This window comes from Actinokineospora auranticolor, from assembly GCF_002934265.1.
Classification (GTDB): Bacteria; Actinomycetota; Actinomycetes; order Mycobacteriales; family Pseudonocardiaceae; genus Actinokineospora; species Actinokineospora auranticolor.
The window spans coordinates 54,823-67,639 of record NZ_PTIX01000029.1 but is presented as its reverse complement, the minus strand read 5'-3'; the positions used below and the strand labels follow the sequence as shown (position 1 = coordinate 67,639).

15 protein-coding genes are annotated in these 12,817 nt (G+C 68.1%); 4 read left to right on the top strand and 11 right to left on the bottom strand.

Annotation, left to right across the window (positions count from 1 at the left end; translation table 11 throughout):
- Positions 1–40: 40 nt before the first annotated feature.
- Positions 41–673 (bottom strand): hypothetical protein, encoded by a 633-nt coding sequence (locus tag CLV40_RS39990; RefSeq protein ID WP_245931706.1) that lies wholly within the window; start codon positions 671–673, stop codon positions 41–43.
- Positions 674–1,044: 371 nt separating this feature from the next.
- Positions 1,045–1,371, bottom strand: coding sequence for a hypothetical protein (locus CLV40_RS32485; protein ID WP_245931705.1), 327 nt, complete (start codon positions 1,369–1,371; stop codon positions 1,045–1,047).
- A gap of 514 nt (positions 1,372–1,885) precedes the next feature.
- Here CLV40_RS32485 and CLV40_RS32480 point away from each other — a divergent pair.
- Both CLV40_RS32480 and CLV40_RS32475 read left to right on the top strand, forming a co-directional pair.
- Positions 1,886–2,524 (top strand): prepilin peptidase, encoded by a 639-nt coding sequence (locus CLV40_RS32480; RefSeq protein ID WP_181043883.1) that lies wholly within the window; start codon positions 1,886–1,888, stop codon positions 2,522–2,524.
- 206 nt (positions 2,525–2,730) lie between these two features.
- On the top strand, positions 2,731–3,234 hold the full coding sequence (locus tag CLV40_RS32475; RefSeq protein WP_245931704.1) for an NUDIX domain-containing protein: 504 nt from the start codon (positions 2,731–2,733) through the stop codon (positions 3,232–3,234).
- Positions 3,235–3,269: 35 nt separating this feature from the next.
- On the opposite strand, the gene CLV40_RS32470 is transcribed toward CLV40_RS32475, so the two are convergent.
- From CLV40_RS32470 to CLV40_RS32435, 8 genes are all read right to left on the bottom strand, one after another.
- The gene (locus CLV40_RS32470; RefSeq protein ID WP_104482836.1) at positions 3,270–4,109 is read right to left on the bottom strand and encodes a class I SAM-dependent methyltransferase; all 840 of its coding nucleotides are present in this window, start codon (positions 4,107–4,109) and stop codon (positions 3,270–3,272) included.
- A 24-nt stretch (positions 4,110–4,133) separates the two neighbouring features.
- Positions 4,134–5,054 (bottom strand): DUF2797 domain-containing protein, encoded by a 921-nt coding sequence (locus tag CLV40_RS40440; protein WP_104482835.1) that lies wholly within the window; start codon positions 5,052–5,054, stop codon positions 4,134–4,136.
- A 12-nt stretch (positions 5,055–5,066) separates the two neighbouring features.
- Positions 5,067–5,762: a dTMP kinase gene (locus CLV40_RS32460; protein WP_104482834.1), complete on the bottom strand. Its 696-nt coding sequence runs from the start codon at positions 5,760–5,762 to the stop codon at positions 5,067–5,069.
- Positions 5,763–5,781: 19 nt separating this feature from the next.
- Complete coding sequence (locus tag CLV40_RS32455) at positions 5,782–6,813, bottom strand: hypothetical protein (protein ID WP_104482833.1); 1,032 nt, start codon at positions 6,811–6,813, stop codon at positions 5,782–5,784.
- Positions 6,810–7,622: a hypothetical protein gene (locus tag CLV40_RS32450; RefSeq protein ID WP_104482832.1), complete on the bottom strand. Its 813-nt coding sequence runs from the start codon at positions 7,620–7,622 to the stop codon at positions 6,810–6,812. The genes CLV40_RS32455 and CLV40_RS32450 overlap by 4 nt, the downstream gene beginning before the upstream one ends.
- Positions 7,622–8,236 (bottom strand): GTP cyclohydrolase I, encoded by a 615-nt coding sequence (gene folE, locus CLV40_RS32445; protein WP_104482831.1) that lies wholly within the window; start codon positions 8,234–8,236, stop codon positions 7,622–7,624. Before folE ends, CLV40_RS32450 begins: the two co-directional genes overlap by 1 nt.
- Before the next feature lie 90 nt (positions 8,237–8,326).
- Positions 8,327–8,941 carry a 7-carboxy-7-deazaguanine synthase QueE gene (locus CLV40_RS32440; protein ID WP_104482863.1) on the bottom strand — a complete coding sequence of 205 codons (615 nt, stop codon included), beginning with the start codon at positions 8,939–8,941 and terminating at the stop codon, positions 8,327–8,329.
- Positions 8,942–9,027: 86 nt separating this feature from the next.
- A complete protein-coding gene (locus CLV40_RS32435; protein WP_104482830.1) occupies positions 9,028–9,693 on the bottom strand; it encodes a 6-carboxytetrahydropterin synthase in 666 nt (221 codons plus the stop codon).
- Between the two features lie 237 nt (positions 9,694–9,930).
- On the opposite strand from CLV40_RS32435, the gene CLV40_RS32430 reads away from it, so the two are divergent.
- Both CLV40_RS32430 and CLV40_RS32425 read left to right on the top strand, forming a co-directional pair.
- Complete coding sequence (locus CLV40_RS32430; protein WP_104482829.1) at positions 9,931–10,464, top strand: GntR family transcriptional regulator; 534 nt, start codon at positions 9,931–9,933, stop codon at positions 10,462–10,464.
- A 27-nt stretch (positions 10,465–10,491) separates the two neighbouring features.
- A complete protein-coding gene (locus CLV40_RS32425) occupies positions 10,492–11,241 on the top strand; it encodes a GntR family transcriptional regulator (RefSeq protein ID WP_104482828.1) in 750 nt (249 codons plus the stop codon).
- A 21-nt stretch (positions 11,242–11,262) separates the two neighbouring features.
- On the opposite strand, the gene CLV40_RS32420 is transcribed toward CLV40_RS32425, so the two are convergent.
- Positions 11,263–12,603, bottom strand: coding sequence for a helix-turn-helix domain-containing protein (locus CLV40_RS32420; protein ID WP_104482827.1), 1,341 nt, complete (start codon positions 12,601–12,603; stop codon positions 11,263–11,265).
- Between the last annotated feature and the right edge of the window lie 214 nt (positions 12,604–12,817).

The following is a 12,817-nucleotide window of genomic DNA, read 5'->3' as shown; positions in this document are numbered from 1 at the left end:
GCGAGCGATTACGTGCGGAGAGTCAGACCGTGAGTGGTGCTCAGCCGCCGCCGTTGTTGAGGACCTGCGACTCAGCCACCCGGAACGCCGCCGCCCCCGTCGTGGTCAAATCCGGGAAAACCCCGCCCTGACCCGCACCCGACCAGGAGACCCGCCAGTGCACCGTCGCCGACACCGCGTACACCTGCCCCGGCAGGGCGGTCGACGAACGCCGGTAGACGTGACCGCAGGTCGGCGACGCAGCCCTCGGGTCACCACCAACCGGGTAGGGCGTGCCTGGGCCACCGCAGGTGACCGTGGAGCCATCACCCATCACCCAAGTCACCGAGGTCGGCGTCGCGACCGCGGTCACCGACACCCCCGGCACCGACGCCGTCGCCGACACCGGCCTCCAACTGCCGATCAGCCACATCCACGTCGGCAGATTCACCAACTGCTCGGCAGCCGGGCTCGCCGCGATCACCGGCGAGGGCAGCCGCAGCTGCCGACGCGCGACCCGCGACAACTCCGCCGGAGAGGGCAACAACGCCTCACCCGGCGCCTGGCCGTCGGCCATCCACACCGGGGACCGGTACATCCCGTGCGCCACCCCCTCGGTATCGCACGTCCACACGTACCACGCACCCCCGCCCTGCCCCGGCTGCGCTGCCCGCGCCACGGCGGGGTGCGGCATCGCGGCCTGGACGACTCCACCGGGTGCTGCGGGAGGGTGGTAGGCCGCGCTGATCACGCCACCGGCCGGGGGCTGAAAGTCGCTGCGCACGTACGAGCAGTTGGCCACGCTGTTGCCGCTCCCACCGCTGGTGTCGCCCCCTGAGCCCTGACCACCCCCACCCGCGCCACCACCCGGACGATGCGGGCTGGTGCCGTGCCCGGACGACCCACCCGGCAACCCACCGCCACTGCTGCCCGCCTCCAGCTCACACACCGGGGACGGGACCTGCCCGCAGTTCGTGTTCCCCCACCCGTCCGCCAAGGCCGGAACCGCGAGGCCGACGAGGTTCACAGCAAGGAACCCGGTAATGATCGATAAACGTCGCATGGTCAACACGTCCCCAGTTCATGAACGCCGTAGTCGGAGATCTTCCATGAGCCGTCCGACTGCTTCTCGGCAATGGCATTGATCGCGCGCCGACCCCCGGGCTCCTTGTCCGCGAGCTCCCCGGTGTCGGCCCGATATTTCAACCAGTTCGTCGAATCGCCACAGTCGGAGACAATGATCTTTTTCGGCTCCGCCGCGGGCTCGACCGACGACACGGTCGGATTGAGCACCGGCTCGCCCTTGGTCACCAGGCCGTTGTAGTGATCGGCGTACAAGCCCCGCGACAGGTTCGTCAACGCGACCCCCGTCGCGTGCTGCCCCAGCTTCACCGACCGCCAGTCCGAAGTGTGTCCAGCCTCCACGAAGTCGGCCCACATACCCCGATAGGCGCCCAACGCCGCCTGTTCAGCCCGCTCAGACGGTGAAGAAGTAGTGCTCGGGCTCGCCGTCGGGAGCGTCGTCGTCGCGGAACCGGACGCAGCAGGCGGGCCGCCAGCCGAGTCGCCGGTGCCGCACGCCGCGACAGTCACCAGGGTCAACGCGCCGACCACCAGACACCCGCGCCAAGATCGAAAAACCCATTGCCTCACAAACACACCCCCTGCTTCCCGAAAACGATCGCCCCACGTCCGAGCGACTCCAATAGGTCTACACCACGACACCCACCCGACGGCAAAGTCGGAATGCGCTGACTTTGAAGTCGGCATGAAACATCCTCGTACCGATTCACTCAACTGGCCTAAAGTCGTCACCCGGGACGATTTCTCTCGGTGTCACCGACAGCGAGGGATCCGCCGAAACGGGGCCAAAATCGCTACGAAGAGTGATAGGTGGTGAATGGGCTTGACTTCCACGGAATCGATCGCGTGGTGGGCCGTCCTCGGTACCGCGAGCGGTGGCGCGTTCGGCTTGGTGACGCGCCGCCTGCTGCTCACAAGATCGTTCGGGTGGAGCGCGTGGGCAACCGCGGCTGCGCTGACCGGGCTCCTGTTCGCCGCGCTAGCCTGGCGAATCGGCCAGCACCACGCCCTCCTGCCCTTCAGCTACCTCGCTGCAGCGCTGGTGCCCCTCGCGGTAGTGGACCTGGCGGAGCATCGGCTTCCCAGCGCGCTGATCCTTCCCAGCTACCCCATCCTCGGAGCAGGCTTCACCGCGGTTGCTGTCCTCGAACCTCACCACGCGAATCTGGCACGAGCATTGCTCGGCATGGCCATCCTCGCCGCAACCTACTTCGCACTCGCCCTCTGTACCGGCGGCCTCGGCGCCGGAGACATCAAGCTCGCGGGTCTCCTTGGCCTCGCCCTTGGGTGGTGCGGTTGGTCGGCGATCCTGGCTGGCACTCTCCTTGGATGGCTACTCGCCGCAGTAGCCCGCCTCGTACTACGCGGTACCCACCGCATCCCTCGCCACGCACCGATGCCGCTCGGCCCATACTTGGCGCTAGGGGCAATGGCTGCCGTGATCTCGACCAGCTTGGGCTGAGTGCGCGGCACCGTCCCACTCCACTGCCCGTAGACCGAGCAGTCGTGACGAATGCTCCTCGTTGGGGTGAACGGCACTAGAGCCACCAACCGCTGAACAGCACGACCCATGCTGGATATTTATTGAGCGATGGGTAAGAGTGCGCAGGTCGCGCTCGCGAAGGTGGTCTTTGAGGACGAACAGTGCCTCGGCATAGGGTTGGCCGGGTGATCGACCAGAGGACTGTGGATGCGGCGGTAGCCGATGCGCGTGTGGCGGAGATGGCGTTCGACGACGCCCACGCGTGGCTGCGCGCCCAACCCGTTCTGACGGAGCCGCTGTCGGCCGAGGTGTGGGTGACCGACCCCTCGTTCAGTCACGTGCTGCTGGTGCGGCACCGCATTCGGGGGTGGGTGCCGCCTGGGGGCACGGTCGAGCCGGGCGAGACGCCGCGGGCCGCTGCTGCTCGGGAGTTGGCAGAGGAGACCGGGGTGTCGGGTGAGTTGCTGCCGGTTCCGGCTGCGGTCACAGTTCGCTCGTACCGTGCTGATTGGTCGCCGACGCTGGGCCTGTCCTACGCCGCCGTGGTCGACCGTGATGTACCGCTAGGCGGCGAAAACGGACAGCCGCCGAGGTGGGTCGACCTGACCGAGGAGTGGGAGAGCGCCTTTCCCGAGGACCGGGACCGCATCCGAACGTACGTCCGCCGCCTGGCCACTGAGACCAGGTGATGAGCGGTCCGACTGACCACAGGCGGACTGGCGGGCTAGAGCTGTGCGTCGGGGCGTTGGGCAACCACCGTCAGCCAACTCGTCACGGTTGGAGAGTCGGGCGTGGTCATGGCGTATGCCTTATTCAGGATGTCCATGCGTTGGGCGTGGGTGTAGTCGCCTTCGGGGCGGGCGAAGACCGGGATGGACACCCATGCCTTCTTCTCGGCCATGGTGCTGTGCTGGGCGGTGACTTCGGTGTCGAGCACGGTCAGCCCTGCGGCGACCAAGTGTGCCGTCACTGCGTCCAGTGGCAGCTTCGGTGCTGTGGCTTCTGATCTAGGGGGACGGTGGCCGTAGTCCTGGGTGGCGACTTGGTGGATCAGGGTGTTCAGCGACGGTCCGGTTCGGGTAGTGGTTTCGTCGGGGTGGCGGACTCCGGCGAAGCCGCCGCCGATGTTGAACACGAACCGGCCGCCGGGGCGGAGCACTTGGTGGACGGCGTGGAGCACCGCGGGGACGTTCGTCTTCCAGATCGCGCTGTTGCAGATGACGGCGTCAACTGACCCGGGGACGTGGTCGGCGAGGTCTTCGGCCGCGGCGGTGATCCAGGTCAGGCGTGGGTCGGTGAGGGCGCGTCGGCCGACGCGTTGCATCGCGGCGGCGTTGTCCAGGGAGATGACCCGGGTGTGCGGTGGGGCGAGGTCGAGGATGGCCTCCGCGGTGGCGCCTGCTCCGCCGCAGAGGTCGATGACCAGGTCGGCGTTGGAGAGGTTGGCGCGGTGGGCCAGGTCGCGGCTGGTGGCGGAGTACATGGGGAAGTCGCGGGTGAAGGCGGCGTACGCCTCGGCGGTGGTGTCCTCGTCCCAGCCGAGCACGGCGTCGAGGGGTGCCATGGTGGGTGCCTCGTTTTCGGGTGGTCAGAACAAGGAGCTTTGGACAGCGGCGCCCGGCGAGGTGAAGGGGCCAAGGGCGATGCGACGGCCCTTGAGCGTGCCGAGATCGAGCACGTAGTCGGTCTCGTCGTCGCCGGTCAACGTGGTGAGTACCTGGGTGCCGACGCAGGAGGTCACGGTGAAGCCGTGTTCGCCGTCCTGTAGGTCGTGCGGGTACAACGCTCGGGCTCGACCGGCGACGCGCAGTCGCGCGCCTTCAGCAGGAGGGGCCCACTTCTCCAGGACCGTTTGGTTGCCGGTCGCGGTGAGGGCGTCGGCGGCGCGGGTGACGTGCTGGTCGTGGGCCGCGCCCGCGGCGGCCAGGTTGGTGAGGTTGGCCAGGGCTTTGAGTTTGGTGGTGGCCCGGACGGTTTGGGGCATCCGGAGGTCGCGGGTGATGGCGTCTTCGAGGAAGCGCACGGTGCGGCCGTCGGGGGTGGTGGTGAGGTAGGTGGCGAACAGGGCTCCCTGTTCGTTGAGGCGGGAGTGCTTGCGTGGTTCAGCCGCGGTGCCGACCTTGGTGGCTCCGTCGGCGAAGGTGGCCAGGTAGAGCCAGTGCGGCTGGTCCATGTACCGGCGCAGAGCGTCGGGGACGTTGCCGTCGCGGTGGTACTGGTGGGCGAATCGGAACTCGTCCTGGCCGAGGCATCGCGGGCATTGGTCGTTCTGCCCGGCCTGCGCGCGGTCGGGGCAGGCGAGGGCTTCCACGCGCACGGTGTCGACGAACCGGTACCGGCCGGTGCACCACCTGCCGGTACCGGACGCGAAGCCGAGTCGTTGGTTCATGATCTCGGCGTAGACCAGTGGCCCGTCGGGTAGCGGGGCGAGGAGCAGTCGGGGGTCTCCGGTCGCCCAGGTGATGCCGTGGCACACGTACTCGCCGTCGGTCGGTCGGGTCACTGGCATGGACGGAATCCTTCAGAGGGAGAGCTGGAGGCGGTCGGTCAGGGCCTGGGCGGCGGTGTCGAAGACCGCGTCGCGGTCCATGTCGGTAACGTCCATCGACAGCCAGCCGCCGCGGTCGGCGTGCTCGCGCAGCGTCGCCAGGACAGTGTCCTGGTACCGGATGAAGTCCTCGTCGCCGCCACCGGAGTGGCCGGTCTCCAGGGAGCTGAACTCGCCCTTGCGGGCCAGCGCGGTGTGGGCGTCGATGTGCAGGAAGAACATCAGGTCGGGCTCGGTGAGGTGAGCGAAGACCCGCTCGGCCAGCTCGGTGTCGACGTCGGGGTTGACCGCGTAGCGGGCGAGGATCTTGTGGTGGGCGTTGTCGAGGATGACGTGGGTGCCCGCGGCGAGCGCGGGTTGGATGACGAGCTTGTCCTGCAGGGTGTACCAGGCGGCCAGTGCGAGTAGCCAGTAGTGGTCGCCGCACTCCTGGGCGATGCGGGCGTCGCGGCGGTATACCAACGTGTTGAGCTGGTCGACGTACGCGGCCAGCTCCAGGTCGGCGGGCACGTCGGTGGTGTGTTTGCCGACCAGGATGGTCTTGTGGCCCGCGTCGTTGAGGGCCTGGTGCAGGCGGGTGGCGAGGGTGGACTTGCCCGCGCCGTCGATGCCGACGATCGTGATCTCGCGCCCGCGGGTCGGGGCGTCGGGCGGTGCCGTGTCCGGCATGGGTGTTCCTCCGTGGGGTTCAGGTCAGGCGGGCGGTGATGATGTCGCGGATCTGGGTGATCAGGGCGGCGCGGCGCTGGAGCACGTCGTGATTGCGCTCGTTGGACAGGTCGGCGGGGTAGTGCCGGGCGAGGTTGTTGGAGATGACGTGCAGGTAGCCGAACCCGATGTCCGCGTCGCGGGCTGCCGCGCCCATGGGGCCGATCTCCGGGTCGACGAAAGCGTGGTCGGCGTGCTCGGCCAGCCAGGCGCGGTTCTCCAGCAGGATCGACGGCGAGGTGACGTGGATGCCGGTGTGCACGCCCGGCTGGGAGACGGCGAAGTCGGCGAAGAAGTCGTTCCAGGTGACCGGGGCGCCGTCGATCAAGCTGGTGTTGCCGGTGGCGAGCAGGGTGTTGGGCTCGATCGCCGGGTTCAGCGCGCCGACCTTGCCGACGTAGACGACGTCGCCGGCGCCGAGTCTGGCCAGGCGGGTGACGACTCGTCCGGCGACGTCGCCCCAGATGCTGTGCTGGTAGCCGAGGAAGACCACGTCGCGGCCGTGGATGCGGGTGCGTTGCCAGGCGTAGCCGTGTCCGCGGTTCCACACGCCGTCCGGCGGGACGAGGTGGGCCAGGCCCCAGCCGACCACCACGAGATCGCCGTTGAGGTCGAGTTCGAGCCGTCTCACCGCGTCGGTGGATACTGCGGGAGTGGGCGGCTCGTAGCTGACGATGCTCGCGTCCTTGCCGACCATCTCCAGGTAGGTGGCGATGATCAGGCCGTAGTGGTGGACGTAGTCGACGCCGGGGAACGCCTTGACGATCAGATCGCGGCCGTGGGCGTCGGCGGTGGGGCGCTCGATGTTGAACAGCTTGCCGGTCTTCTCGTGGGCGGAGATCACCGCGCCGCGGTCGTAGCCGCCGACGACGTGGATGCTGTCCCAGTCGTGGTCCTGGATCAGGTGGTGGGCCTTGATCTGGAGGTAGCGCAGCAGGCGGTCCGGGGGCATCGTGTGCCCGTTCACTTCGATGGGGTCCGCGCGCAGCGCGGACCCGGCCAGCAGGCTCATCGGATGGCCTCCGGGATGCGCACGGTGCTGCCCGCGGCCTCACGGACCACGTCGATGTTGCGGCGGATCAGGCCGAACCGTTCCTCGGGGATGAGGCCAAGGTTCTCGATCCGCGGCGTCGGTCGCTTCTCATACGGTCCGTCGGGCAGCATGGGAATGCCCATCGCGCCGAGGATGACCGGCGCGGCACCGTCGACCGAGGCGATCCACTCGTGCTCGCGCTGCTCGGCCAGCTCCAGGTGCCCGGTGCGGCCGAGTCCGAGCAGTCGGTACGTGATCCGGTCCTCGACGAGGCCGTGGTTCTCCAGGAAGCGGGTCGCCGTCCACCGGGTCCGACACAACAGCTCGTCGGACGCGGGCTTGCGGGACGCGGGTAACGCGATGGCGCCGACGTAGGCGCTGGAGGCAAAGTAGTCGTAGGTGCGCAGCCATTCCTTGTCGGTCGCCGCGTGCAGCACCACGCACAACCGGAACTCGTCGCTGAGGTCTTGGATCTCGCGGGCGGCCTCGTCGCTGGCCTGGATGGTCGCCGGTCCGTCGCCCATCACGTCCGGCAGGATGATCTCCTTGGCGTTCACCGCGCGAGCCGCGGCGACCAAGTCCTCGGCGGGCAGCGCCTCGCCTAGGTCGAACACGCCGTTGTCGATGATGATCTCGGCACCGCGTCCGGCCTCACGGTGGAAGAAGTCCCGGTACAACGGGTCGTTCAGAACATGCTGCGCGGCAACGTGGTGAACGCGAGCGGGAGCTTGGGCGACGAACGCGTCCAAATAGTCGGGCGGGGCGATCACCGAGAACTCAATGGCCATCAGAGGTTCCTCCGATCAGTGGCGATGGCGAGGAACTGTTGGGAGAGAACCGGATCGGCTCCAAACCGGCCGCGGGTATCCACTGTGGTCGTGCGTGCCGCCTCCATGCGGACACCCCGCGCGCTCATGCACAGGTGTGTACCGTGGACCGCGACCGCGACGTTGCTGCCACCGATCGCGAGGGCGATCTCGTCGGCGACCTGCCGAGTGAAGCGCTCCTGCACCTGGAGACGACCGGCATACCGCTGCGCGACTCGCCCGAACTTCGACAGGCCGATCACCTGCCCGTCCGGCACGTAGCCCGCGGTGACGTTCAGGTTCATGGGCAGAAGGTGATGCTCGCACAACGACCACACACTGACGCCCCCGACGACAACCAACTGATCACTGAGGTACTGCTCGGTGAAACAGGTCGGCACCGCCGCGTCCGCGGAAAAGAACTCTCCCCACCAGGCGGCGACCCGGGCCGGAGTGTCCGCCAAGCCCTCACGGGCGGGGTCCTCGCCGATCACGACCAAGAGCTGGCCGACGAGATCGGCGACGCGGTCGCTGTCGACTCGTCCGGGCGGGGCCTGGCTCCCGTTGAGCACCGTGCTGTCAAGGACGTCGGTCATGGCGAATGCCTCGCTTCCTGTCAAGAGCGTGCGTCATCGCGAATCGTCGAAATGTGTTGCTGACGTGCAGAACCGTGCGATCAGCTCGGGTCAGCGAGCGCCGGTCAGGATGTGCAGGCGCGTGGAGACGTTCCAGCCGCGGTCGATCGCGGGGCCGTAGAGCGAGTCCATACCAGCGAGAACCGCTTCCCGGGTCGTTCCCTCGGGCATCGCCCATACCGGGGTCAGGCCGTACTCCTCGACCAGTTCGGCGATCTCGTCCAGGTCGTTCGCGGGGTCGGAGACGACGAACTTGAACACCGCACGGCCCGTGGCGGACAAGGCCGCGAGCGCCTGCGGCTTGATCCGGGCGGGATAGTCCATGCCGGAGTTGGCGAGCTTCGGGCTCACCACCCAGAGATCTACCCGGTCGGCCAACTCCGGGATCGGCTCCATCGTGCCGTTGGTCTCGATCTGCACCCGCACGCCCGGCAGGTCGCGGGCAAGCGTGCCAATCGCGAGCTGCTGCAACATCGGCTCGCCGCCGGTGATCACCACCAGGTCGACAGCGCGTTCACGCACCCAGGACACCAAATCCGCGATCGGAACCCTCCTGCTGACCTCGGAGGAGTTGTACCGGCTCCAGTCCCACGTCTCCGGGGTGTCGCAGAACCCGCACCGCAGGTTGCAGCGCGAGAGCCGGAGGAACACACAGCGCTGTCCCATCCACGGGCCCTCACCCTGGAACGACTCGAACTTCTCCGCGAGGATCGCCGTGCTCTCGGCTCGGCCAACCGGAATCACCAAAGCGCTCACAGCGTGTCGCCTCGTTCCCACCGCTCGGTCGCCGTCGCCGAGGCGATCTGTACGGATACCAGGCGCCCCTGGATCATCGGCTCCACGTTGGTGGCAAACCAGTGGGCCAGAGCCGCGGCGGAGGACACCGTGTCGGCCTTGCGCAGGTACGTCGAGAACGGCTTCAGGTCGCCGAAATCGGTGACGAACCCGAACTCGTCGAACTCGTCGGCTCCCAGGATCAGCGTGATCTCACCCTGGCCGTAGTCGAAGGTCTTCGAGATGGTGATCCCGTTGGTCGCGCCATCCCAGCGTGCCGAGGTGGAAGGCGTCTCCGACACCGCCATCGCCACCAGGGTGATGGGCGAGCCTGTCTCAACGTTGGTCCGAACCCACTCGACGAGGTGATTGACGAGCAGTTCGCTTGTCGGGTGGAAGGTGACCTGGTCGTTGATCAGGCGGTGGTCGAAGGTCGACGCCAGGTAATCCGCCAGCGGGGACCAGTCGATCGGGCCGTCGCCGTCCATGCGCGCGGTGGCGGTGACCGTGTAGTTGTGGCCGTGGTTGCGCTGGCACTTGTGGCCTTCGGGCAGCAGCCGCAGCTCGTGGCTGGCGCTGAAGCCGAACGTTCGCGTGATGGTGACCTGCCCTGTCGCCGGTAACGCGTCGTGGGTGGTCTGCATGTGCCCCTCCGGTCTCGGACCTGCGAATGGCCGCCCTGACGTGCCAGCGGCGGTAGTGGGGTTCTCGGCCTCCGATGCGGCCGGTGACGAGCTGTAGCGATCTAGCTACAGCCAACCTTACTGCGATATCCGAAAGGTGGCAAGATTCCGTCCGGGGCGAAGGTGGCCTTGCTGCCCTACGACTAAGGTCAATGGGTGTAGGCACCCGGCGACCCGCGAGATCCAAGGAGGTGAGCGATGGCCGATGCCCGCCTGTGGACGAGCGTGTCGATGCCGTACGTGAGCGGCCACCGCAGTGATGCGTGGGCCGTGGAGGCTGCGGAGCATGGCGGTTCCGGCACGCAGAAGTTGCTGGGTGTCGAGGAGGTGCCCGCGCCGGAGATGGTGGCCGACATGCTCGGCGTCGAGCCGGGCGAGGCGGTGGTCCTCCGTCGCCGGGTGATGTTGTTCAACGACCACCCGGTCGAGCTGACCGACTCCTACTACCCCGCGGCCATCGCCCGCGGAACCAAACTGGCTGAACCACGCAAGATCCGCGGCGGAGCCGTCGCCCTCCTGGCCGACCTCGGCCACCCGCCGCGGCGCCTTCGCGAGGACGTCAGCGCGCGCCTGGCCACACCGGACGAGCAGGACGCCCTGCGACTGGATGCCGCGGCCTGCGTGCTGCTGCTCGCCCGGGTGCTGCTGACCGATGAGGACCGGCCTGTCGAGGCGAGTGTGATGACGATGGTCGCCGACGGGCGGCGGTTGCGCTACGAGCTGACCCCATGACCGTGACGACGCCCCCGGGAGCCGGTCGTGCCCCGCGCCCGTGACCCACGGCCGCGCCACCAGCAGATCGCCGCGGAGATCCGCGACCTGATCATGCGCGGCGAGCTAACGCCCGGCGAGCGCCTGCCGTCCACCGCGCAGCTCGTCGAACGATACGGCGCGGCCAACGCCACCATCCAGCACGCGCTCAAGGCGTTGAAGGACGAGGGGTTCCTCGACAGCCACGTCGGCAAGGGAGTCTTCGTCCGCGACCGCCGACCTTTCGTGATCGACGCCGCAGCCTACATCGTGCCGGAGCCGGGCCGGTTCCGCTACCGGCTGCTCTCGGTCGACAGCGTCGTCCCGCCCCGAGACGTCATCGAGAGCCTTCGACTGGCGCCCCAGGCCGCCGCCGTGGTCCGCGCCAGACTCCTCCTGCACGACGGGCACCCCGTGGAGCTGTCCTTCTCGTACTACCCGGCCGACATCGCCGCGGGCACAAGCCTGGCGGGCACGACGAAGATCCGCGGCGGCGCTCCCCGAGCACTGGCAGACCTTGGTTATCCCCAGCAGCACTTCGTCGACCGCATCTCGGCCCGTCCTCCCACTACCGAGGAGATCGAGACGCTTGACCTGCCTGACGGCACTCCGGTGATCCGGCAGTTGCGCGTCATCTACAGTTACAACGACCACCCGGTCGAGGCATCCGTCTTGATCAAAGGCGCGCACCTCTACGAGCTGCTATACCGCCAAGACACGGCAAACGAGCCGTCCAACGCACTGCCAGCGTCCACGTAGAACCATTCGGTGGGTTGCGCGTCATCCAGCCTGACTGCGGAGAGTTCGTCGCACGCGATGAGCCAGCTCGCGCACCTCCGGGACGGTGCGGTGTCCGCGGGCGGCCTCGGCCAGCCGGTTGAGCGCGTCGTTGACCCGGTCGGAGCGGACGGTGCCGACGGCGTCGAGTGCGTCGTTGCCGAGGACGACGGCTTCGCGCGGGTCGTCGCAGGCCATCACCAAGGCGGCGAGGTTGGCCTTCGCCAACGCCTTGCCGCGGGAGTGGCCATCGGGGAAGCGGGTGATGGCTGCTTCGAGTCGCTGGCGTGCTTGTTCGTGGCCGCCACCGTTGAGTGCGAGGAAGAACAAGGCCCGCCCGGCGTCGCGGTCGAGGTGCGCCTGGCCGTAGTGCGCCAGCCAGGTGGGTTCGTTGTCGGGTGTGGATGTGGCGAACAGGTCCTCCGCCTTGGCCACTGCGGTGCGGCAGTCTGCGGCGCGGGATGCGCCGACCAGGCCCAGCGCGCGGGCGTGACGGGTGTGGATCATCGCGCCGACTTTGGGACTGAGTCGGTCAGCCCGGACCAAGGCTTCCTCGGCGAAGCTCAAGGCGTCGTCTTTGCGGTCCAAGTGAACCGAGAGGTTAGCCAGGCCGGAGAGTGCCTTGGCTTTCATGGCCCAGTCGCCGGACTTGATGGCGCAACCGACACTGAACCGGAAGGCACGCTCGGCCTGTGAGTGTTCTCCGGCGTCGAAGCACACCCCCGCCGCGGTATCGGCGAGTTCGGCAACTGCGGAGAACCAGTTGTCGCGCACACGAGAACCGGCGAACGGGCTGTCGATGAGTTCCGCGGTCGCGCCAAGCTGCGCGATGACCGCGCGGGAGGAGAGTTGTCCTCCGTACTGATGGTCCTGGCTGGCGAACATGCGAGCGAGTTCGCGTACCTGGTCGACGTCGGCCTGGCCGATCTGCCGTCCGCTACCGGCTTGGGCTCGGGCCGCGAACTCGCCGAGAGGGTCGGCGAAGGTCAGGCCAGCCACTGATCCGGCCAGCACCCGGAGGAACGCCTGCCGCTCCACGTCGTCCCCTCCTTCACGGTAGCGAGGGCTTGTCCTCTCCACGGTAACCGCACGGGCACGGGTGCTGTAGAAGCCGAGATCACGGTCCGCGCCGGTCTCCAGGACCTCGCGGAAGGCCGCCCGATAGGTCTTGTTGGGCCAGCGGTGGATGCCGCGTTCGAGCTTGCTGACGTAGTCGGCGTCCATCGCGCCCGGCTTGCCCGTTGCCGCCTGGACTTGGGCGTTCGTGCGCTCGGCCAGTTGCTCCTGGGTCAGGTCGGCGGCCTCCCGCGCCGCACGCAACCGGTCGTTCGGGGTGGTCGTCACCGGTCCTCGATCCGTGTTCGCCGCTGTGCCCAGTGTAACCGGCGGCAGGACGCTGACCTGGTGATCTTGTCCAATCCTCCGGGTAATCCTCCGGGTGGACGGCGGCCGAATGGCCGGGCCCGCCTGCGGCCCTGACCTGCCCCTTCGGCTCTGTTCCGCTGCTCATGATCCAGAGCGAAGCTCGGTTCATGGCACCCCGCGCCGGATGACGCGC